At 38.6% G+C, this 21132-nt stretch carries 22 protein-coding genes; 19 read left to right on the top strand and 3 right to left on the bottom strand.

Annotation, left to right across the window (positions count from 1 at the left end):
- The first annotated feature begins 98 nt into the window (after window positions 1-98).
- The 13 genes from AAHB15_RS05805 to AAHB15_RS05745 all read left to right on the top strand — a co-directional run bounded on the left by AAHB15_RS05805 (window position 99) and on the right by AAHB15_RS05745 (window position 10764).
- Window positions 99-1280 (top strand): HD-GYP domain-containing protein, encoded by a 1182-nt coding sequence (locus AAHB15_RS05805; protein WP_342041971.1) that lies wholly within the window; start codon window positions 99-101, stop codon window positions 1278-1280.
- Window positions 1281-1439: 159 nt separating this feature from the next.
- A complete protein-coding gene (locus tag AAHB15_RS05800; protein ID WP_342041970.1) occupies window positions 1440-2627 on the top strand; it encodes a hypothetical protein in 1188 nt (395 codons plus the stop codon).
- Between the two features lie 147 nt (window positions 2628-2774).
- Complete coding sequence (locus tag AAHB15_RS05795; protein WP_342041969.1) at window positions 2775-3860, top strand: hypothetical protein; 1086 nt, start codon at window positions 2775-2777, stop codon at window positions 3858-3860.
- Entirely contained in the window at window positions 3847-6015 is a 2169-nt protein-coding gene (locus AAHB15_RS05790) for a molybdopterin oxidoreductase family protein (RefSeq protein WP_342041968.1), read from the top strand. The genes AAHB15_RS05795 and AAHB15_RS05790 overlap by 14 nt, the downstream gene beginning before the upstream one ends.
- A complete protein-coding gene (locus AAHB15_RS05785) occupies window positions 6015-6575 on the top strand; it encodes a 4Fe-4S dicluster domain-containing protein (RefSeq protein WP_098527312.1) in 561 nt (186 codons plus the stop codon). Before AAHB15_RS05790 ends, AAHB15_RS05785 begins: the two co-directional genes overlap by 1 nt.
- A gap of 12 nt (window positions 6576-6587) precedes the next feature.
- On the top strand, window positions 6588-7112 hold the full coding sequence (locus tag AAHB15_RS05780) for a QcrA and Rieske domain-containing protein (protein ID WP_342041967.1): 525 nt from the start codon (window positions 6588-6590) through the stop codon (window positions 7110-7112).
- Entirely contained in the window at window positions 7102-7293 is a 192-nt protein-coding gene (locus tag AAHB15_RS05775; protein WP_144567235.1) for a hypothetical protein, read from the top strand. Before AAHB15_RS05780 ends, AAHB15_RS05775 begins: the two co-directional genes overlap by 11 nt.
- The gene (locus tag AAHB15_RS05770) at window positions 7286-7597 is read left to right on the top strand and encodes a hypothetical protein (protein WP_098996205.1); all 312 of its coding nucleotides are present in this window, start codon (window positions 7286-7288) and stop codon (window positions 7595-7597) included. Before AAHB15_RS05775 ends, AAHB15_RS05770 begins: the two co-directional genes overlap by 8 nt.
- On the top strand, window positions 7584-7865 hold the full coding sequence (locus AAHB15_RS05765) for a hypothetical protein (protein WP_144567237.1): 282 nt from the start codon (window positions 7584-7586) through the stop codon (window positions 7863-7865). Before AAHB15_RS05770 ends, AAHB15_RS05765 begins: the two co-directional genes overlap by 14 nt.
- A 58-nt stretch (window positions 7866-7923) precedes the next feature.
- Entirely contained in the window at window positions 7924-8577 is a 654-nt protein-coding gene (locus AAHB15_RS05760) for a sensor histidine kinase (RefSeq protein WP_342041966.1), read from the top strand.
- Window positions 8578-8597: 20 nt separating this feature from the next.
- Window positions 8598-9251 (top strand): response regulator, encoded by a 654-nt coding sequence (locus tag AAHB15_RS05755; protein ID WP_098527306.1) that lies wholly within the window; start codon window positions 8598-8600, stop codon window positions 9249-9251.
- Between the two features lie 12 nt (window positions 9252-9263).
- Entirely contained in the window at window positions 9264-9716 is a 453-nt protein-coding gene (locus tag AAHB15_RS05750) for a GAF domain-containing protein (RefSeq protein ID WP_335575770.1), read from the top strand.
- Between the two features lie 19 nt (window positions 9717-9735).
- On the top strand, window positions 9736-10764 hold the full coding sequence (locus tag AAHB15_RS05745; RefSeq protein ID WP_335575769.1) for a PAS domain-containing sensor histidine kinase: 1029 nt from the start codon (window positions 9736-9738) through the stop codon (window positions 10762-10764).
- 77 nt (window positions 10765-10841) lie between these two features.
- On the opposite strand, the gene AAHB15_RS05740 is transcribed toward AAHB15_RS05745, so the two are convergent.
- Window positions 10842-11306 (bottom strand): low molecular weight protein-tyrosine-phosphatase, encoded by a 465-nt coding sequence (locus AAHB15_RS05740; RefSeq protein ID WP_335575768.1) that lies wholly within the window; start codon window positions 11304-11306, stop codon window positions 10842-10844.
- Between the two features lie 212 nt (window positions 11307-11518).
- Entirely contained in the window at window positions 11519-13177 is a 1659-nt protein-coding gene (locus tag AAHB15_RS05735; RefSeq protein ID WP_342041965.1) for a glutamine--tRNA ligase/YqeY domain fusion protein, read from the bottom strand.
- A 229-nt stretch (window positions 13178-13406) separates the two neighbouring features.
- Between AAHB15_RS05735 and AAHB15_RS05730 the strand changes: the two genes are divergently transcribed.
- The 3 genes from AAHB15_RS05730 (at window position 13407) to AAHB15_RS05720 (ending at window position 17652) form a co-directional block, all read left to right on the top strand.
- Entirely contained in the window at window positions 13407-14387 is a 981-nt protein-coding gene (locus AAHB15_RS05730) for a Gfo/Idh/MocA family protein (protein WP_342042126.1), read from the top strand.
- A gap of 130 nt (window positions 14388-14517) precedes the next feature.
- The gene (locus AAHB15_RS05725; RefSeq protein WP_342041964.1) at window positions 14518-15534 is read left to right on the top strand and encodes a 4Fe-4S binding protein; all 1017 of its coding nucleotides are present in this window, start codon (window positions 14518-14520) and stop codon (window positions 15532-15534) included.
- Between the two features lie 150 nt (window positions 15535-15684).
- Window positions 15685-17652, top strand: a complete 1968-nt coding sequence (locus tag AAHB15_RS05720; protein ID WP_342041963.1) for a WG repeat-containing protein — start codon at window positions 15685-15687, stop codon at window positions 17650-17652.
- 247 nt (window positions 17653-17899) lie between these two features.
- Here the strand turns inward: AAHB15_RS05720 and AAHB15_RS05715 are convergent, their stop codons facing one another.
- On the bottom strand, window positions 17900-18256 hold the full coding sequence (locus AAHB15_RS05715; RefSeq protein WP_342041962.1) for a hypothetical protein: 357 nt from the start codon (window positions 18254-18256) through the stop codon (window positions 17900-17902).
- 268 nt (window positions 18257-18524) lie between these two features.
- Here AAHB15_RS05715 and AAHB15_RS05710 point away from each other — a divergent pair, with 268 nt between their 5' ends.
- From AAHB15_RS05710 to AAHB15_RS05700, 3 genes are all read left to right on the top strand, one after another.
- Entirely contained in the window at window positions 18525-19373 is an 849-nt protein-coding gene (locus AAHB15_RS05710; RefSeq protein ID WP_446715843.1) for an MBL fold metallo-hydrolase, read from the top strand.
- A gap of 125 nt (window positions 19374-19498) precedes the next feature.
- A complete protein-coding gene (locus AAHB15_RS05705; protein ID WP_144567246.1) occupies window positions 19499-19798 on the top strand; it encodes a DUF5658 family protein in 300 nt (99 codons plus the stop codon).
- Between the two features lie 100 nt (window positions 19799-19898).
- Entirely contained in the window at window positions 19899-21044 is a 1146-nt protein-coding gene (locus AAHB15_RS05700; RefSeq protein ID WP_342041961.1) for a DEAD/DEAH box helicase, read from the top strand.
- Window positions 21045-21132 lie beyond the last annotated feature (88 nt).

Raw genomic sequence — 21132 nt, 5'->3', positions numbered from 1 at the left:
TGTAGGAAAGTGTCAAAAAATTTAGCTTTCAGTTCGTCAATATAATACTTACTACCTAAAAGGAGAATATTTTATGATCCTTACGAGAGGTTTACCAAATGAAAAAACAACCAAAAATTGATCCTAATTTAAGAAATGCTGAAACCCGAACTCTAAAATGGTTTTTGGTTTTATTCTATATAATATCTATTGCTTTTGATATCATTTATTCCTTCATCTCTAGACGTAATACAGAATTAGAGGGAGGACTAGGAAGTCTTATATACTGGTTATATTTATTGACAATTGCATTACTGCCGGTGGCACACTATTTAAACAAAAAACAAAAAACACATTATATTAAATATATCTACTTTTTAACCTATACTATTATTTCATTAATTAATGATTTAGTGACTTACTCGGGAGACCCCTCCCAATATCCTGGTGGTAGTGCCGTAGAAATCTTTTGGCTGTTACTCTCTGCAATTTTCGTTAGTAAACCTTTTGTTATAGTTGTTTCGTGTGGAATCATATTTAAATATATGATAGTGGGACTAATTATTAATCCACCAAATGTAGTCATAGGCATTATTTTAGCGGTCACTCTTTCCGTTTTTTCATTTATTTTATTATCAAGATTTCAATCTTATGTGAATGCAATAAAATCATCTTATGATCAACAATTAACTGGTCTTGTAAAAGGAGTAATAGCGACACTTGAACTTAAGGATCCTTATACAAGAGGTCATAGTGAACGAGTGGCGAGTTATGCACTTGAACTTGCAAAAGCAACAGGAAGATATAAAGAAGAACAATTAAAAGATTTTGAATTTGCATGTTTACTTCATGATATTGGAAAAATCCATATTCCTGACCAAATATTAATGAAACCATCTAGGCTTACTGATAAAGAGTTTGAAATAATTAAATCTCACACTAATGTTGGGGCAGATGCCGTATCAAAGGTGGTAGGTTTAAATAGTAGTATTGATGTTATACGCTCGCACCATGAACGATGGGATGGGAATGGGTACCCTGATCAATTAAAGGGGGAGGAAATACCCTTTCTGGCTCGGGTTGCTGCAATCGCAGATGCCTTTGATGCGATGACCTCGAATCGATCATATCGAAATGCCTTGTCAGTTGATGAAGCATACAAACGGATATTAGAGGGGAAAAACACTCAGTTTGATCCTGAATTAGTTGAATTATTTAAGCAGGTTTATCCAACTTGGAGAGAGCTCCATGATACATCTGTAAATACGATTGATGAAAACAATAATCTTGTAATTTACTAATTTAAGGAGGTGATATCCTTGAAAATCCGGAAATTAAAAAAAATTAAAGCAACTAGTTTATGTTGGGTTTGCTGGTTTGGATGATAAATAAAATGGGAGGGTGCTAGCAAAAGCTTGCATCCTTCTTTATTTGATAAACATCAGGAAGGGTGGTTTATAATGGATATAACCCTTTTTTCGAAACTTACATTAGTCCCTATCAAAATTAGAGAAGAGAAAAAACACTTTATTGTTGAGGATATAAATTCTGGTGAGTTTTATGAAATGCCAGAGATTTGTATTAATGCAATTGATTTATTGAACAATGGTCTTTCATTAGGGGATATCGAGCAGAGGTTGAAAGAAAAGTATCCGGAAGAAGACGTTAACCTTATTGATTTTGCTGAACAGCTTTTAGATCTCCAGCTGATTGCCATAATCGATGGACAAGAGATTGTTTCTAAACAAAAGGAAAATAAAAAAGAACATCTCGGATTTTTGTGGCTTTCACCTAAGGTAGGGAAGTTCTTTTTTAATAAGGTCGCACTGTTTTTTTATGTTATATTGTTCATTTTAAACGCGTTTCTATTAGTTACCCACCCAAATCTATTTCCTCATTACCAAGATTTATTCATTTCTAATTATATGGTTGTTAGTATCATAGCTTTTCTTGTTCTAACTTTTTGTTCCGTGTTAATTCACGAATTCGGTCATATATTAGCAATGAGGGCACAAAACCTTTCGACTAATCTAAATGTAGGACATCGGCTGTTTTTATTAGTACTTGAGTCTGATATCACCACAGTTTGGAAGTTACCTTCTAAAGAACGTAATGTAATATATATCGCCGGCTTATGTTTTGATATGGTTATCCTATTCTCTGCTTTAATTAGTCAACTCATTTTTGTAAGTGGATCAGGAATTTTCATGAGAATAATGTCTGTAGTTGTGTTAAATATATTTCTCCGTATTGTTTACCAATGCTGTATTTATATGAAGACTGATCTTTATTATTTATTTGAAAACTTATCTGGTTGCCATAACATAATGGAGAACGCTCAACAATTAATTAAAAGATGGCTTCCTATAAAAAAATCATATGTTCATGAAGAAGTGGTTTTTACAGGGGAGAAGAAGACTGTCTTAACATATTCTATATTCTATTTATTGGGTGTAGTATTAACAGTAAGCATATACACTTTCTTTTATATCCCACAATTACTGTTTGCCTGGAAAAAAGTCCTACCTGGGTTTACAGAAGGGTTCGGCTCCTATTCATGCTGGGACGCCACCCTATTTTCATTACAAATACTAATTGGACTAGCACTACTTCTCTACTCATGGCGAAAAAAATACTTACAAAGATAATGTGACAAGAATTTGTCTAAAATAACTTTATTAGGGGTTTTTCCCCCGCATAATAGGGGATTTCCCTGATATAGATAACACATCCGTTTTTCTTACAATAAAGATAAGAAAAACGGATGTGTTATTTTTTTTGAGGAGGATCAAAAAATGCAATCAACTACTGTAGCAGCGACAAAAAAAGCGGGACGTTCTGTTAATGATGCCTTTGCTTCCCATTTTGCTAAATCCATGTTTTTAACGATCATAGGACTTGTCATTTTAACATTTATCGGAACAAGAATGTTTACACATATCGACTTAAACCTCTACGGATACGTGGTCGGAACCTTCGTCTTTATCGGTGGGTTCTTCTATCGCTTTATAGCATGGGGGGAAAGACCGCCAACCAAAATTATTATCAAAAAAGGCTTAAAACTGTTACTTAGGAAGAGCACACCTAAGACAGCTGTAAATCACTTAGCCATTTACGATTTCATTCGCAATCGGGGAATTTACCGATGGGTTCAGCATATTTTAATCGGCTGGGGCTGTGTGCTAGCATGTTTAGTTACTTTCCCACTGGTATTCAGCTGGATGTACTTCACGATGGAAGACAATGGGTACTACACAATCGTCTTATTCGGAATGAACATCATGCATGTAAAAGCAGAGGGAATCATTGCTTGGATGTCCTATAATGCCCTAAATATTGCAGCGATCATGGTTACTACAGGCGTATGTATGGCGCTACACCGCCGCTTGAAAAATATGCAGGCAAGAGCAGAACAAAAATTTATGTATGACTTCTTACCGCTTTATCTATTATTGTTTATTTCTGTTACAGGACTTTTATTAACTGTCCAAAATGTTCTTTTACATGGATGGATGCAGCCACAAATGTCGCTGATTCACCAATTTTCCGTGATTGTCACTTTAATTTACCTTCCATTCGGGAAGTTAGCCCATATACCATTCCGTCCAATGAGTGTCTTTGCAAGAAACTACCGTGAACATTTCGGAGAACAAGAAATGAAAAAATGTAAAGTGTGCGGAGATCACTTTGTATCAGTCGAACAATCAAATGATGTTATCAATGTTTTAGGTGTAAACCAAATGGAATTTAACATGGAAGATGGATTTAATCTTGCCGAATTGTGCCTGCAGTGCCGCAGAAAATATCGCATTGCTAGATTCTCTGGATTCCCAACACATCAAGTAAAGGTCAAGGAGGCAAACCAGAATGCCAAGGGATAAATTTTTTAAAGAAATCGAAAATGTACGTCATCCAAATGAAACGCTTGTTAAAAGCCATTGTAGCTATTGCGGTATGCAGTGTGGCATGAACTTGCGTGTAGATACAAGAACAAACAAAATCATCGGGGTTGAACCCCGCTATGACTGGCCAGTAAACGTTGGGAAAATGTGTCCCAAAGGGGTTACTGCTTACCAGCAAACCAACCATCCAGATCGTATTTTAAAACCGTTAATCCGTGACGATGCTTCTTTAAAGGGAACGAAAGAGGGTTTCCGAGAAGCATCATGGGATGAAGCCTATGATTTAATTGCGAAGAAATTTATAGAACTTCAAGAGAAATATGGAAAAGATACATTATCTGTATTCAGTGGTGTATCCATGACCAATGAAAAATGCTATCTAACAGGAAAATTTGCACGCGTTGCACTGCAAACACGCTATATCGACTATAATGGCCGCTTCTGTATGTCAAGTGCTGCCGGCGGCTTCCTTCGTTCTTTTGGAGTAGACCGAGGTTCGACATTACCATGGACAGATATCCATGAATCAGATTGCTTGTTTATTGCTGGGAGCAATACAGCGGAATGTCACCCAACATCAATGTTCCGTGTTTGGAATGTACAAGAAAGAGGCGGTTACTTGATTGTAGCTGACCCGCGTGAAACACCAGTTGCTAGAAGGGCAGATGTTCACTTAGATTTACGACCAGGAACAGACCTTGCACTTGCTAACGGAATCCTAAATCTATTGATCCAAAACGGTTATGCTGATGAAGCGTTTGTAAATAATCATACGAATGGTTTTGAAGAAACGAAAGAACTAGTAAAAGAATTTACTCCAGAATATACAAGCCGGATTACCGGAGTTGCTGTCGAGAAGATTATCCGTGCCGCAGAAATCTACGGTAAAGCTCCAAATGCCGTTGTGATGTTCGCCCGCGGAATTGAGCAGCAGCATAAAGGTGTCGATAACGTGTCTGCCTACACTAATATGGCGCTAGTTACTGGAAAGATTGGCCGGCCAAAATCAGGTGTTGCTACTTTCACTGGTCAAGGTAATGGCCAAGGCGGCCGTGAACATGGTCAGAAATCAGATTTACTACCTGGTTACCGTAAATTAACAAATCCTAAGCATGTAGAAGAAGTCTGCAAGGTATGGGGAATTACTCCAGAAGAAATGCCGCAGCCAGGGGTTTCTGCTTATGAAATGTTCGAATTAATGGAGCAAAAAACCATTCGTGGTCTATACCTGCTCTGCTCTAACCCTGCTGTTTCTGCACCAAACCTAAACTTTGTACGTAAAGCTTTAAAAGGCTTGGATTTCATGGTTTGTGCTGATTTCTATCTATCAGAATCGGCGGAATTTGCTGATGTGATTCTTCCAACGGTTACATGGTCAGAAGATGAAGGAACAGTGACAAACCTAGAAGGCCGGATTATTAAAATCAATAAGGCTCAAGAGCCGCTTGGTGAATCAAAGCCAGATTGGCAAATCCAAGTGGAACTTTCCGAACGTTTAGGAAGAGGCAAATACTTCTCTCACTTAAAAACAGCTAGAGACGTGGCAGATGAATTCCGTTTAGCATCTAAGGGCGGTTATGCTGACTATTACGGGGCAACATGGGATAAAATCGACAAGCAAGACGGAGTATTCTGGCCTTGCAGAGACGAAAACGATCCAGGAACACCACATATGTTCCTAGATAAAAAGTTCTATCATCCAGACGGGAAAGCAAAAATTTGTGCCTTACCGTACCGTCCGCCAGCTGAAGAGCCGGATGCAGACTATCCATTACGTTTAACGACTGGACGCGTTGTCTTCCATTATTTATCTGGAAATCAAACACGCCGTATTCAATTTTTACGAGATATGTGCCCAGAGCCATACGTAGAGGTGCATCCAGAAACAGCAGCAAAATACAAGATTGAACATGAAGAATATGTCCGCCTGTTTACTCGCAGAGGCGAAGCGGAATATAAAGTGAAAATTACAGAAGCCATCCGGAAGGATACAGTATTCGTTCCTTACCATTTTGGTCACGATAAATCAATTAATCTATTAACTATTGCCGCGTTAGATCCGATGTCAAGGATGCCGGAATTTAAAGCTTGTGCAGCGCAGATAGAAAAACTTGCAAGAAAGGCGGTTCAGTAATGAAAAAGCGATTATATTTAGAACTTGAAAACTGTATAGGATGCCGTTCTTGTTTGGCTGCCTGCACGCAATGCGGCGGGCACGAAGAGCGGAACCGTAACTATGTTTACGACGTCAATCCTCTCGTCAACCGTCAAACAATGCCTCTCATGTGTCTTCACTGTGTGAATCCAGCATGTGCGAGAAGTTGTCCAGCACAAGCAATCCAAATTCACGAAACAGGAGCCGTTTTATCGGCTCTTGTAGAAAAGTGTATCGGCTGTCAAAACTGTACTATTGCATGCCCTTACGGAATACCAAAGTTCGATACAGAGCAGAATTTAATGTATAAGTGTGATTTGTGTATCGACAGGTCAAAGGATGGAATTCCACCAATGTGTGCGAGCGTTTGCCCGTCAAATACATTACAATGGCTAACAGACGAAGAAATTGAGGCAAAACAAAAGCAATTTAATCTTGATAATGGCAAGTGGGTAACAAGCATGCCTTACTTAGAAGGCGAAACAAATGTTAAAGTGAATCTTCCTGGGATCCTTCAGGGCGTCACTAAATTGTTTTAGGAGGGATTAAAGATGACAGAGAAAAATAATAAAATCCCGTTCAGTGAAGATAACTATACACACAATATTAATCGAAATAATGAGCGCAAACTGGACCGCCGCGGTTTCATGAAAACATTGGTGGGGGCTGCAGGGGTGTTCGCGGTTTCCTCTCTTCCCTGGGGAGCATTAGCGGCAAAAGAATTAACTGGGCTTAGTGATAAAAAGTATCCAAAACACAAAATAATCGATGTAAATGCAATTCCAGTGGGGGATGCCGTTGATTTTGCTTTCCCCGGTGAACACGACAGTGCTATTTTAATCAGGTTATCTGAAAATAAATATGTGGCTTATCAAAATGCATGTACTCATTTACGCTGTCCAGTGTTTTGGAAAAAAGACGAGGGTGAGATGTTATGCCCATGCCACCACGGAAAATTTGATGTGAAAACGGGAGAACCAATTGCCGGGCCGCCGAGACGTCCGCTTCCTGAAGTTTATGTAAAAGTAGAAAACGGTGCTGTTTATGCCGTGGGGGTGAAACGTTATGAAGCGTAGTTACGTACCCGTTGGCCTCCTTTTAGCGGTACTCATGTTAAACATAATTTTTACACAATATATGGTACATCAATATTTCTATCAAAATTATACGAACACCATTATAGCTGCCGTCATCAACGTAATTTTATTTCCGATTGCATTGCTTATTTATAAAAAAGGTGTGAATGTCAATGACTAGTGAGACCTATATTGATTTTTGTTTTGTAAGGCCAGCATCAGGCGGTTTTGCAGCGGAGATTGATGAGTTATTGAAACAGACCTTTGCGAAAAAGCGGTTAAATTGGTTTTTAGAAGAAAAAATAAGTGAAGGTATTGAAATAGTTGTGGCAGAAATTAAAGGGATGAGCAATTGGCAGTCAGAAGAAGAGACGATTCAATTTATCGAAGAGCATGCTGGCGAGGCGTTTTGGGAGTATTTGCAGGGCTACAAAATGTTCATCTATCCGGTATTGAAAGGATGTAATAGTTGTGGAACCCATTAATTTGGCAGATGTAGAACCATTTATTGGTGCACTAGTCGAGATTATCATCCAGGATGAACAAGGCGGCGACCAAGCAGCTGCAGTAAGGAAAACGATTAAAGAGGTTCAGTATTGTCCGGATAAAACGCATATTCGTTTTTATTTTGATCATTTTTATTTTCTTGCTGTCCCGCTCACAAGCAAAATCACTCAGTCAGACGAAGTATGGGCAGCGTTTGACGCAGAGAGCGGATTAACCTATACATTAAAAAAGGTTCAGGTCCTTTAATAAGAACCTGACTTTTTTCATATTTTCAAGTAAATGGGGCTAAAAGGGGGGAACTTTAATGGATGTAATACAGAAAAAGCAAAAGATTAATTCTTATATTATTGACTCACAGGAAGAGGAAATTAAAAGGATTGCCTTAGAGCTGCATGAAGGTGTTGGTCAAAATTTATATAGTATTTTAACAGGATTGCAGTTTGTGGAATCCGGGATAACCGAGCAGAATATAAAAAGTTATGTCCGTGAAATGTCGCAGCTCATTGAAAAAACAATCCAGGAGATAAGATTATTATCTGTAGAATTGCATCCTCCTACCCTGAGCACATTTGGCTTACTTCCGGCAATAAAAAGCTATCTGAAGTTATATACATCTACGTTTGGAATCTTGGTGGATTTAGAATCAACTGGTGAAGAGTTCAGTCTGCCTGAACGCACCAATATTGCCGTTTTCCGTGTTTGCCAAGAAGCGCTGACCAATATTGCAAAATATGCTGATACATCGAAAGTAAAAATGTCTTTTCTTTGGACGGAAAAAGAATTAAAGATTACCATTCATGATTTTGGTAAGGGATTTCAACTCGAAGAACATGAGGGCTCACATCATTCATCAGGACTTGCAATAATGACAGAAAGAATGCATCTCGCTAGCGGCAAGTGTGCGATATCTTCTACAATAGGAGAAGGGACATCAATTGAACTATCATTGCCCTTATAGAAGAAAAGGAGATTTAATCATTGATAAAAATTCTGTTAGTTGATGATCATGCAGTAGTCAGAAGCGGTTTAAAGATGTTGTTGAATACCAATCCAGAACTGGAAGTAGTCGGAGAAGCATCGGAAGGAAATGAGGGGATCAAAAAGGCCTTAAAATTAAAACCTGATGTTGTTGTCATGGATTTAAGCATGCCGCATGGAAAAGATGGCTTATCAGCAACAACAGAATTAAAAAAACTTATGCCTGAGGTAAGTATTTTAATTTTAACAATGCATGACGACGAGGAGTACCTCTTCCGTGCCATTGAAGGCGGGGCATCTGGCTGTATTTTAAAAAGTGCGCCTCATGCTGAGTTAATGTCTGCGATTGAATCGGTGGCCAAAGGGGATGCCTATCTCCATCCTGCCGCACAGAAACGTTTAATGGAAGAATACTTGGCAGGGGCAAAGCAGGATAGTAATGATATGTATCATCTTTTATCTGACCGCGAACAAGAAGTGCTTACCCTTATAGCGAAGGGTTACTCAAACAAGGAAATTGCAGAGCAGCTCGTCATTAGTGTTAAAACGGTTGAGACCCACAAAGGAAAAGTGATGGAGAAACTTCAGATGAAAACTCGGCCTGAGCTAGTTGAGTATGCTGTGAAAAAAGGGCTCCTAGGCTATGGGATATAAGGGGAGCCCGGGATGATAGAAATAAAGGAATTGCAAAAGGTTATTGAAGTATGTAATCGATTAAAAGGACAAATTTCTTGTGATTTTGTCGGTCTCGCCATTCAAAATAGAGTGGGTCCTGACGTAAGGTGGCATTATGCAGTTGGCAATTTAAACGATAAATATAAACGAATAACCGTCCGTTTTGGGAAAGGTATAGCCGGAAAAATCATCTCAACTGGAACCCCGATGATGATGGTGAATTTTCCTCATCAAGCAGCTGGAAAGGTAACGGATTATCCGATTGCTCTTGCCGAAAAGCTGAGCACATCCTATGCGGTTCCTTTATTTTTTAATGGAGTCCCAAAAGGTGTATTACTGGTTGGAAACCGTGAATCTCGTCCGTTTAACGATAATGATCAAGAAGTGGTAAAAGAATCAGGTCAGGCTTTGGAAGCGATATTAAAGGATTATATTGGAATTTAAATCTGGGGGAAAGATAGAGATGGATATTCAGCAGACTAGAAATGAACTGATGGATTATAAATTCGCCCTTGATGAATCTTCCATTGTCGCGATTACCGATTCGCGAGGTACCATTACATATGTGAATGATCAATTTTGCCATATCTCGAAATACTCACGTGAAGAGCTCATCGGTAATGATCATCGGATAGTTAATTCAAGGTATCATTCGAAAGAATTCTTCAAAGAGATGTGGAAAACAATCGGAGCAGGCAAGGTTTGGAAGGGTGAAATTTTAAACAAAGCTAAAGACGGTACTTATTACTGGGTGGATACAACGATCGTTCCGTTTTTAAATGAAAAAAATAAGCCCTATCAATATGTAGCGATTCGATATGAGATTACAGAAAGAAAGCGTGTTGAACAAGAACTTCAAAAAATGATGAGCTCGATTATTGAGGTTCAGGAAGAAGAACGAAAACGTTTGTCACGTAATTTACATGATGGAATTGGCCAAAATCTTTATAGTCATTTAATTACAATTAATCGCTTAATGTCTGAGGTTGATCATCCACTGTTGCAGCAGATGCAGGAGGAAGCGGCACAATTAATTGAAGAGATAAGGGAAATTTCTTGGGAACTGCGCCCATCTGTTCTGGATGACCTTGGTTTAGTCCCGGCAATCCGTTCTTTCTTATCCCGATATTCTGACCATTACAATATCGATGTCTTTTTTGATTGTGTATTAACCCAGCGCCTTTCCATCAATATAGAATTGACTATTTATCGCATTATTCAAGAAGCATTAACCAATATACGGAAATATGCAGAAGTACCAGAAGCAGCAGTCACGCTAAGAGAAATGGATGATGTCGTCCGAGTCATGGTGGAGGATAAGGGAAAAGGGTTTGATATGGAGAAACAAACCCTTGGAGTTGGTCTATTCAGTATGGATGAACGGGCACGCTCTGTCGGCGGTGATTTGTCTATTTTTGCGTCACCGGGGAAAGGAACAAAAGTGATTTTAGATATACCAATATTCAATAAAAGTGAACCAGGGCTTCCGTAAGCTGTTGGTTCTGTTTAGAACCCTTTCATGGGATTTTCAAACTACTTTAGAACAAACGATCATTGATAATAGCATTGCTATAAGTAATGTTCGCTGCGTATTTTATAGAGTAATGCTCGGCAACCGGCTGAAACAAGACGATAGGTTTCATCAAAATCACCCGTAAAAAATGGATCAGGGACATCTTTCCTGTATTTTGTCAGGTCGAGTAGCCTAATAATCTTTGGATGATTAGTCTTGCTTGTTATCCTGTAAATATTTTTTAAGTTGCTTTCATCCATACCGATAATATAATCGAATCTCCTAAAGTCTTCTTTCTTTAGTTTGCGTCCAATAAGCCCATCAGAAGGGATTTTGTGTTTCTTTAGAATATCAAGAGTTCCTTCGTGCGGAGGGAAGCCGATTTGCCATGAACTGGTTGCAGCTGAGTCAACGGCGATTTTGTTTGTCAAACGTTCTTTTTTGACTAAGTTTCGAAACAAGGCTTCAGCCATTGGTGAACGGCAAATATTCCCCAGGCATACAAATAAAACGTTGATCATGTTACTTATCCTCTCTGAATTTCTCCTTTTTTCCATTTACATAAGAGTCTATGTACAAAACAGAAATGTGGAACGGCGATGTTTGCAAAATTCACTAAAGGCAGGGGCTTTTGTTAATTCAGCCGAATATATAAAAAAAATGCTCAGAGTTGTTAGCCCTGAGCATTTTTTACTTAAAATGAACCGTTATTAGAAAACATGGGTTCTTTTTGTTATATTTTAAACGAACTTTTTAATGAAACAATTCGGTTAAAGACAAGCTTATCAACGGTCGTTTCTTTAGGGTCGACGTTGAAATAGCCATGGCGGAAGAATTGAAATTTATCCTGCGGCCGGCTTTCTCTCATGTTTGGTTCGACAAAGCCTTGCAGGATTTCTAATGAATTTGGATTAACTTGGTCAAGGAAAGAAGTTTTCTCTTCCTCATTGCTGTCTTCTGTATTCTCCAAAATAAGCGGCTCATATAAGCGGAATTCAGCCGGAACTGAGTGAGTAGCTTCCACCCAATGGATCGTTCCTTTAACTTTTCTTCCAGTAAAGCCCGTTCCACTTTTTGTCTCAGGATCATAGGTACAGTGAAGTTCTATTACTTCACCATTTGCATCCTTGACAACCTCTTCACATTTAATGAAATAGGCATGTTTTAAACGAACCTCATTGCCAGGGAAAAGACGGAAGTATTTCTTTGGCGGATTCTCCATAAAATCATCTTTTTCAATATAAATTTCACGCGAAAAAGGAATCTTCCTCATCCCCATATCAGGGTTTTCTGGATTAATTTCCGCATCAAGTAATTCGATTTGGCCTTCTGGATAATTGGTAATCACCACTTTTAACGGGTTAATGACACCCATTGTCCGAGGTACCTTTAATTTTAAATCTTCCCGGACATAGTGTTCGAGCATTTGTGAATCGACGGCACCAGACCCTTTGTGCACACCTGTTTCCTTAACAAAGGCACGAATGGATTCCGGCGTAAAGCCTTTTCTTCTCATTCCCGAAATAGTCGGCATGCGCGGGTCATCCCAGCCATCTACAAATCCCTCTTCAACTAACTGCTTAAGCTTCCGCTTACTCATCACGGTGTTGGTCACATTCAAACGGCCGAACTCAATTTGCTGCGGTGTGCTTTTCATTTCACATTGTTCTACAACCCAATTATATAATGGTCGTTGGTCTTCGAATTCAATCGTACAAATAGAATGGGTTACCCCCTCAACCGCATCCTCAAGCGGATGAGCAAAAGCATACATTGGGTAAATGCACCATTTATCACCAGTATTATGGTGTGTTGCATGAGAGATACGGTAAATAACAGGGTCACGTAAATTGATATTTGGTGAACTCATATCAATTTTTGCCCGAAGTACCTTTTGACCATTATCAAATTCACCGGCACGCATCCGTTTAAACAGGTCAAGATTCTCCTCAATAGAACGGTCGCGGTAAGGACTGTTTTTTCCAGGCTCTGTTAATGTGCCGCGGTATTCACGGATTTCATCAGCTGACAGGTCATCAACATAAGCAAGTCCTTTTTCAATTAATAAAACAGCTCGGTTGTACATTTCCTCAAAATAATCGGAAGCAAAGAATAAATTATCCCATTCAAAACCCAGCCATTTTACATCTTCTTTAATGGAGTTAACATACTCGATATCTTCCTTTAACGGATTGGTATCATCAAAACGTAAGTTGGTTTCTCCATTAAAATCATCAGCTAAACCGAAATTGATAATAATTGATTTAGCGTGCCCAATATGTAAATAACCGTTCGGCTCTGGTGGGAATCTTGTTACAATCTTTTGGTGTTTACCTGATTCCAAATCTTTTATCATAATATCTTTTATGAAATTAGAAGTTTGATTTTCCACCTTTACAACCTCTTTTCTTCAGTGTCTGCTCCGGCCCTGAGATAAAGCCCTGCACTTTTCTTCATATCTATTACATATAACATAAATTCTGATATTTTTCCATTGTTCCCAACAATTCATGTTCAAAACAGATAGAATATGGAAAAATTACTTGTTTATATTGGAAAGCGGTACTTAAAAAGGATAAAATGGAACCTAAAAGTATTGAATAGAAAGAGGTAATAAAATGATTAAGTTTGCTACAGTAGGGACAGGATGGATTACGGAATCTTTTATTCAAGCAGCAAAGCTTAGTGAGCAATACCAATTAGTTGGGGTGTATTCTCGTAATGAGGAAAATGCGAGAAAGTTCGCTAATCAATGTAACGCATCAAATTATTTTACCGATTTAGAAGAAATGGCAAAAAATGAAGAGATTCAGGCCGTATACATTGCGTCGCCAAATTCGCTTCATTTTGAACAAACACTTACCTTTTTGAAAAATAAAAAGCATGTGATCTGCGAAAAACCGATATTCTCTAATACGGCTGAATTAGAAAAAGCCTACCAAACCGCTGAAGAAAATGGAGTCTATTTATTTGAAGCAATCCGAAATATACATACTCCAAATTTTAAAATCCTCAAGGAAAAACTGCACCTTGCAGGTGATCTAAGAAGTGCAATTCTTCCTTATATGAAGTACTCCTCCCGTTATGATTTATTTTTAAAAGGAGAGGAACCCAATATTTTCTCAAGCTTATACTCAGGAGGGGCGTTAGTAGATCTAGGCGTTTACCCATTATATTTAGCTGTTTGTCTGTTCGGTGAGCCTAAGAAGGTATTTTACCACCCTGTTGTTTTACGAAGTGGTGTCGACGGCAGTGGAACATTATTATTGAATTATGAGGGATTTGTTTGCACCATTCTTTGTTCTAAAATTGTAGATTCGATGATTCCTTGTGAAATTCACGGGGAGAAGGGGACGTTTGTCCTTGAAGATGCCGCTCCAATCTCGGAAATTAAGTTCCATGATACACATACAAAGGAAAGCAAAATCCTAAGTGTGGACCAGGAAGAACAAAACATGGTTTATGAATGCATCAATATCGCGGACATAATTGAAACAAATAATCATGAAGAATATGAGCAATTAAAGGATTGGAGTAATATCGTTCTCCGGATTACCGAAGAGGCTAGAAAGCAGAATCATATCGTGTTTAAGGCGGACTAGTTCATTTTTTGACAAATTTAAGAATGGCAATGTGACATATTGTCGACATAAAGGAATCTAATGATTTATATCACTTACCTCCAAAAATGCGTTCATTATAGTTAGGTTGATAATGAATGGAGGAACCCTTATGAAGTCAAAGGCTTGGTATAGAAAGCAGTTGAAACGGAAGCCCGTGCAAATTACCAGATATGCTATTCAAGCTGTGTTTTTGCTGTTTTCGCTCTATATAGGTCTGCAATTTTATCAATTTTACGAGCATTTTGTAACAAATGGAAAAACACCTTTTGTGGAGCGCCCATCTGCTGTTGAGGGATTTTTGCCAATCAGTGCCCTCGTTGCCCTAAAGGTTTGGCTGACCAGTGGGGATTTTGATGTAATTCATCCGGCTGGTCTGGTTTTGCTCTCGTTTTTTGTCGGTGCAGGAATCCTTCTCCGTAAAACCTTTTGCAGCTGGATTTGTCCAGTGGGTACAGCAAACGAACTCATTGCCTGGCTGGGCAGAAAGATATTTAAAAGAAACTTTGACCTACCTAAATGGCTTGTCTGGCTGTTAACCCCCATAAAATATGTGCTGCTGTTATTTTTTATCGGTATGGTTCTTCAAATGGATATCTTTAGTGCCAAAAGTTTTCTCGTTGATAACTACAATAAAGTTTCAGATGTGAAAATGCTGCTCTTATTCTTAAACATTAGTGGATTTACCTTGAAGTTCATTATTGTTATTTTTATTTTATCTTTATTCTTTCGAGACTTCTGGTGCCGTTTTTTATGCCCGTATGGTGCATTCATTGGTCTGGGTTCCATATTTAGAATAACAAAAATTGAAAGAAACGTTGATACTTGTACCAGCTGTGAAATGTGTACAAAGGTATGTCCGCAGCGATTAAAGGTTCATCAAGTGGAAAAAGTTACGTCCCTAAATTGCTCAGCCTGCATGTCTTGTGTAGAGGCATGTCCGATTAAGGGTACGTTAAACATGACCGTTGCCAAGAAGAAAGTCAATAAATGGTTTGTTCCGGTTACATTCTTTGTTTTATTCTTCGTGGTCATAGGCGTAGCAAAAATGACTGGTCACTGGAATACGATTATTACATATGCTGAATGGAAACAATTAATCCCGGAAGCACGATATATTGGTCATTAAAAAATACAGTCAATTTGTCTGTATTTTTTTTGAGGAACTCAAACAATAGTACACTTTCAGTGGTGTGCTAATTTTAATTTGGAAAAAATCATCATCACACAAACCGCCCATCAAATTCATATATATATTAAAAAAAATGGGTGAGAAACCATGGTTGAATTAAATCGTGAGGTAAGCCTTGTCTTATCTTACCTCCCGGCTGGAGCAAAAATCTTATATCACAACGAGCAGGCCATTCTAAGATGGGGTGATTTGGATGGAGACGGAATCCATGAAGTCTTTGGCCTTTATCATTATCATCAACAGCGATATTTATTTATTTTAAAGAATCCGTATGGGGCCTATCTATCCTACTTTCCAGTTTCGAAGGAAGTTGAGAAGAGGGCATTAAAAATACTTAATGAAATCTTTGAAATAAGAGCCGTTTATTTATTCCCTGCCTCGATTAAAGAGATTGGCGGAAATAAGTGGGGATTTATCAATCCTAGAGGCAAATTTGTTCTTTCTCCAATCTATGACCAGGCGGGGGATTTTCAAGATAATGGTTTAGCAATTGTAGGCCTAATGAATGAAACTGGCGTCATTAATGAAAAAGGTTATCCAATTGTTAAGCCAAAATATGATACCATCCAGCCGTTTTCAGAAGGCCGTTCGGTGGTTAATGACCGTGAAGGCTTTAAGGTTATTGATGAAAGCGGTAAAGAGATAACTGAAAAAGCATACTCTTTCATTAGTCCCGAATATAAGGAGGGGCGAGTAGAGGCTGCAGAAACAGATGTGCACGGAAATTTTCTATATGGGTATTTAAACAAAAGAGGCAAAGTGGTTATCCCGTTTATTTATGAATCGACCAGTGAATTTACAGAGGGAAGGACAGTAGTAAAAGTTAAGGGAGGTCAGTATCAACTAATAGATCTTACAGGAAAAGTATTGCATACCTACTCTTATGCATGGGTTGGAAACTATGGGCAGGGTCTTCTCTCCTTTAAGAAAAGTAATGATGGTCCATTTGGCTATATCGATGTTCAGAGTAACATAGTCATTGAGCCACGGTATACAACGGCAGGGCGATTTATAGACGGACGTGCCATTGTCAGTTTAGAAGTAAATAATAAGGAACGGTATGGACTCATTGATCAAAAGGGACAATTTGTAATAAAACCTAATTATAATCAAATTTTATATTTAGGAGAACAACGGTTTGCGATTGGGAAGGAAATCGATCCGAAGCAGGCATGCATGAGATCAATTTTTGCCTTGGCAACTGATGATGGACATATTTTTACTGGATTTATTTTTCACGAAATGGGAATCTTTCAGGACGGTTTGGCATCTGTCTCGGATGATCAGCATACCTACTTTATAGATAAACAGGGGAACCATATGAACCACTTGCCCCAAGTAACTGGCAGCGGGCGGCTTAGTTTTGATCAGACCCTAATAAAAGGTGATATTGATCAGCGCTTGATGTATTTTAGTCAAAATAATGAGTTGATTTGGAAACAAGCATCCACTTTTTCGTTAAATAACCAATATGCTGTTGTGGAACATAAATATAAGCCGAATTTTGATTATCTCGTTTATTACCCCGAGATTAAAGGGATGGAGCATTCAGCCCAAGTTAATAAGACCTTAAAAGATATGGCCGGGGTTAAACCAGTGCCCTCCAATCCATTGAAATCCAATTACACAGGTGATTATGAGATTACTTTTTACAAGAAAAATTTATTGGTGATTGAAATAACAGGCTACGATTATCCCTTTTGTGCCGCTCATGGCATGCCAATAAAGAAATATGCACATATAAACCTTAAAACGGGCAGGTTGTACCAGTTAAAAGATCTTTTTATAACAGGAAGCCCTTATGTAAAGGTAATTAGTGATTTAATTGAGGATCAGATAAAAAGTAATGATCAAAATTCATATATCTTTCCAAATGAATACCATGGTATTCAATCAGATCAGCCGTTTTTTATCAATGATGCAGGCTTAAATATCTTCTTTCAACCTTATGAAATCGCTGCTTTTGCGGCTGGTTTTCCTACCTTTACAATCCCTTTTAATGAACTTATGGAATGGATGGATGTCAACGGAGAATTTTGGAGGACCTTTCATTAAGTTGAGGAAAGATAATAATGAAAAGGCGTGTATACCATGTGGTTACACGCTTTTTTGGTCGTTTAGGAAATTATATTATTTTCGCTTGTGGATAACTGTTAATAAAAGGACTGTCGACGTCCAGCTCCAGCGCCTAGCCCCTCGAGGTCATAAGCCACTCAGGGAATGAAGGCAAAGAACGCCTTCTTTCCCTGAGTGGCTTATGCTTGTCGGGGCTGTTCAAGGCGCTTGCGCTTTTGTTCTTTTGCTAGACATGCTTCCTCCTAAAAACAAACCAGTAGCTGCTAAGACCGATAAGGAGGAAAAGACATACAACTGCAGGAACAACGTAGTCTTTAATAGAAGGTTCAACAGTTTGGTTTTTTTTCGTAAGCAAAACAGCATTTTCTGTTTCATTCTTGGTGTCTTTTGTGTCGGTAGCTTGTATATTTGTGTTCTTATCTGAGACTGTCACCAAAGTTAATGTTGAATTATTATGAACTGAATCTGCTTGGACAGAATCGAATTTAGGAGTAGATTTTTCTGATTGTGTATAAGCAAATCCATTTGTTCCAGATATAAAGAACAAAAATGAGACGAAAAGTGCAATTCTGCTAAACATCATATTCAACTCCAATATATTGTTATCTTGATGTTCATTTTATCACCAATGCACGGGTTTTAATCGAATTAGCGGCATTGTTCACAAACCTTTCGAATTTAAGAAACTTTGAAATTGTATAAGTTTCCCTGAACAAAGGTAACGATTGTTAAAGTATTTATTCTTTATTGAAAACAAATTTGTTTGTTATAATGTTTTTATCTTTTGTCATGTAGAGACGGTCATAAATTTAATTTCTGGGTTAAATAATATACAAAAAGGGGGTATTTCATTGGATCAGACTCAGGATAGTAAATTTGAAGATTCATTTCTGCCGATGTCTTCCATTGGCAACGGGATTGGTGTTGCTGTGGTGCCAGATGTTTATTGTTATACCGATCAAATCGTCAATCTTGTTTTAGTGGGAAATCCAAGTGAGACAAGTGAATTTGTGCTGATTGATACGGGGATGCCAAAGTCGGCCGAGCAAATTAAGAATATGATTCATAAGCGATTTGGGGAAAGTGCCATACCGAAGGCGATCATACTGACACACGGGCATTTCGATCATGTTGGGTCGATTGCAGCTCTATTAGAGGATTGGGATATTCCTGTATATGCACATGAACAGGAGCTCCCTTTTTTAACGGGAAAAGAGGATTACCCGCCTGGGGATCCGAATGTGGACAGCGGCCTAGTAGCCAAGATGTCTCCATTGTTCCCAAACCATGGGATTGATATTAGTGCTCATGTTCAGCCTCTTTCAAGTGATGGAACGGTTCCTAATATGCCGGGCTGGAAATGTATACATACCGCTGGACATACTCCGGGTCATATTTCTTTATTCCGAGAACAAGATAGAATCCTAATTGCAGGGGATGCCTTTGTTACTGTAAAACAGGAATCCCTTTATAAGGTTTTGACACAAACACAGGAAATAAGCGGACCGCCAAGATATTATACGACTGATTGGGAAGCGGCTTATGAGTCTGTTAAAAAATTGGAGGCACTAAAACCGCAATTGGCAGTGACGGGGCATGGGGTCCCGATGAGTGGGAATGAACTTTCAACGAGCCTTCAATACTTAGTGGAGCATTTTAATGAAATGGCTAAACCTGAAAGCGGGAAATACGTAAATTAAAATAAATGCTTAGGTTGCTTTAACCAGCAGCCTTTTACTCCGTCTGTATGTTCGTAATAAAGAATGTATCAGCATATATATATTTAGAAAGAATGTTATTTAACAGTTAGTCTTAAGGAGGAACTATGAAACCTTGTATCTTTTTGCTCGCTGCTGGTTTGTTAGATGCTATCTTGACACATGTCGGAATTTCATCCGGTTTTATTGAAGAAGGAAACCCAATGATGAAAGAAGTCATTAACAAGGGCTGGTCCTATTTTTATTTGATCAAGATATTCCTACCGCTCTTGCTTCTTGGTTTATTTTATCTAAAGCCCTTTAAGGGAACTATTCGAATGCTGCTCATTTCAACCTGTGTCCTATATCTATCCGTTCTTGTTTATCATATGGTCTGGGTCGTACTCTACCTTAATACTTCAGCATAATCAAAACTAGACACCTTAAGAATAATAAGATAGTATCAATACGATATTGAATAACAAATAATAAAGTAAAAAATGATGTTAAATATAGAAGGAGTATAAAATGTTAAACACCTTACAACCGTTTCTAAAGGAAGCATGGCAAAAGTCTGGCTTCCAAGCACCAACATCCATCCAGGAAACAGCCATTCCGCTCATACTCGAGGGCAAAGATGTGATTGCGGAGTCGCCGACAGGTACGGGGAAGACACTTGCTTATTTACTTCCATTGTTACATAAAATCGAAAGTAATACCCCGTCCTTGCAGGCAGTTGTTTTAGCGTCTTCACAGGAGCTAGTCATGCAGGTTTTTCAAGAATTTCAAAAGTGGTCAGAAGGTAGTGGTATTAGAGGTACCTCTATAATTGGCGGTGCCAACTTAAAACGCCAGCTTGATAAATTAAAGAAGCGGCCGCATGTTATCTTTGCTACACCTGGACGCTTACTGGAGCTAATCAAGCAAAAAAAGGTGAAAATGCACGAAGCCAAGATGGTTGTCCTTGATGAGGGTGACCAGCTGTTAATTCCAGAGCATTTGCAGACGGTTCAGCAAATTGTAAAATCGACACTGGGCGACCGCCAAGTCGTCTTATTCTCGGCTACCATGAAGCCGGCAACAGAAAAGTTAGCAAAAGAAATGACTAATGATTCGGAAGTATTACGGATTGAAAAAGACGAGATCGCATCTTCTGGGGAAGTGGAACATATCTATTTCTTGGTTGAGCAAAGGGATAAAATAAAGCTGCTTGAAAAAATAACACGTCTTGAGAATAGTAAATCACTTGCCTTTATAAATGATATTGGTGAAATTCAAGTTTTTAAAGAAAAATTGTTGTTTAAAGAATTATCCATTGGCATCCTCCATAGTGATATGAAAAAGCTGGAGCGTCAGGCCGCATTAAAGGACTTCCGTGATGGGAAAATGAAAATGCTGATTGCCACTGATATTGCCGCCCGAGGGCTGGATATCCGAGGTATCAGCCATGTGGTACAGATCGACTTTCCGAAGGATATTACCCAATATGTGCATAGGGCTGGGAGAACAGGAAGAATGGGGGCTGACGGTACCGTTATCTCATTAGTAACCGAGCGTGAAGAACGCGAACTAAAGCGTTTTTGCAAGGAATTACAAATTCCGCTCGATAAAAGAGTATTTTATCAAGGAAAAATTGTGGCGGAAGACCAACGCCATCAAAAGTTAAAACGGTAAGAGGAAAGCAGTGGAATATTCCACTGCTTATTTCTATTAAAGAGGGATTTTTTTAGCTGCAATCGAAAACCACCAGTTTTAGGTTAGG

The organism is Bacillus sp. OTU2372 (assembly GCF_038440275.1).
In the GTDB taxonomy this organism is placed as follows: Bacteria; Bacillota; Bacilli; order Bacillales; family Cytobacillaceae; genus Neobacillus; species Neobacillus bataviensis_B.
This window is presented reverse-complemented; position numbering and strand designations above follow the sequence as displayed.

Coding starts and splice junctions, on each gene's coding strand:
- AAHB15_RS05805 (WP_342041971.1), top strand. CDS start 99: ATGAAAAAACAACCAAAAATTGATCCTAATTTAAGAAATGCTGAAACC.
- AAHB15_RS05800 (WP_342041970.1), top strand. CDS start 1,440: ATGGATATAACCCTTTTTTCGAAACTTACATTAGTCCCTATCAAAATT.
- AAHB15_RS05795 (WP_342041969.1), top strand. CDS start 2,775: ATGCAATCAACTACTGTAGCAGCGACAAAAAAAGCGGGACGTTCTGTT.
- AAHB15_RS05790 (WP_342041968.1), top strand. CDS start 3,847: ATGCCAAGGGATAAATTTTTTAAAGAAATCGAAAATGTACGTCATCCA.
- AAHB15_RS05785 (WP_098527312.1), top strand. CDS start 6,015: ATGAAAAAGCGATTATATTTAGAACTTGAAAACTGTATAGGATGCCGT.
- AAHB15_RS05780 (WP_342041967.1), top strand. CDS start 6,588: ATGACAGAGAAAAATAATAAAATCCCGTTCAGTGAAGATAACTATACA.
- AAHB15_RS05775 (WP_144567235.1), top strand. CDS start 7,102: ATGAAGCGTAGTTACGTACCCGTTGGCCTCCTTTTAGCGGTACTCATG.
- AAHB15_RS05770 (WP_098996205.1), top strand. CDS start 7,286: ATGACTAGTGAGACCTATATTGATTTTTGTTTTGTAAGGCCAGCATCA.
- AAHB15_RS05760 (WP_342041966.1), top strand. CDS start 7,924: ATGGATGTAATACAGAAAAAGCAAAAGATTAATTCTTATATTATTGAC.
- AAHB15_RS05750 (WP_335575770.1), top strand. CDS start 9,264: ATGATAGAAATAAAGGAATTGCAAAAGGTTATTGAAGTATGTAATCGA.
- AAHB15_RS05745 (WP_335575769.1), top strand. CDS start 9,736: ATGGATATTCAGCAGACTAGAAATGAACTGATGGATTATAAATTCGCC.
- AAHB15_RS05740 (WP_335575768.1), bottom strand. CDS start 11,306: ATGATCAACGTTTTATTTGTATGCCTGGGGAATATTTGCCGTTCACCA.
- AAHB15_RS05725 (WP_342041964.1), top strand. CDS start 14,518: ATGAAGTCAAAGGCTTGGTATAGAAAGCAGTTGAAACGGAAGCCCGTG.
- AAHB15_RS05720 (WP_342041963.1), top strand. CDS start 15,685: ATGGTTGAATTAAATCGTGAGGTAAGCCTTGTCTTATCTTACCTCCCG.
- AAHB15_RS05715 (WP_342041962.1), bottom strand. CDS start 18,256: ATGATGTTTAGCAGAATTGCACTTTTCGTCTCATTTTTGTTCTTTATA.
- AAHB15_RS05705 (WP_144567246.1), top strand. CDS start 19,499: ATGAAACCTTGTATCTTTTTGCTCGCTGCTGGTTTGTTAGATGCTATC.
- AAHB15_RS05700 (WP_342041961.1), top strand. CDS start 19,899: ATGTTAAACACCTTACAACCGTTTCTAAAGGAAGCATGGCAAAAGTCT.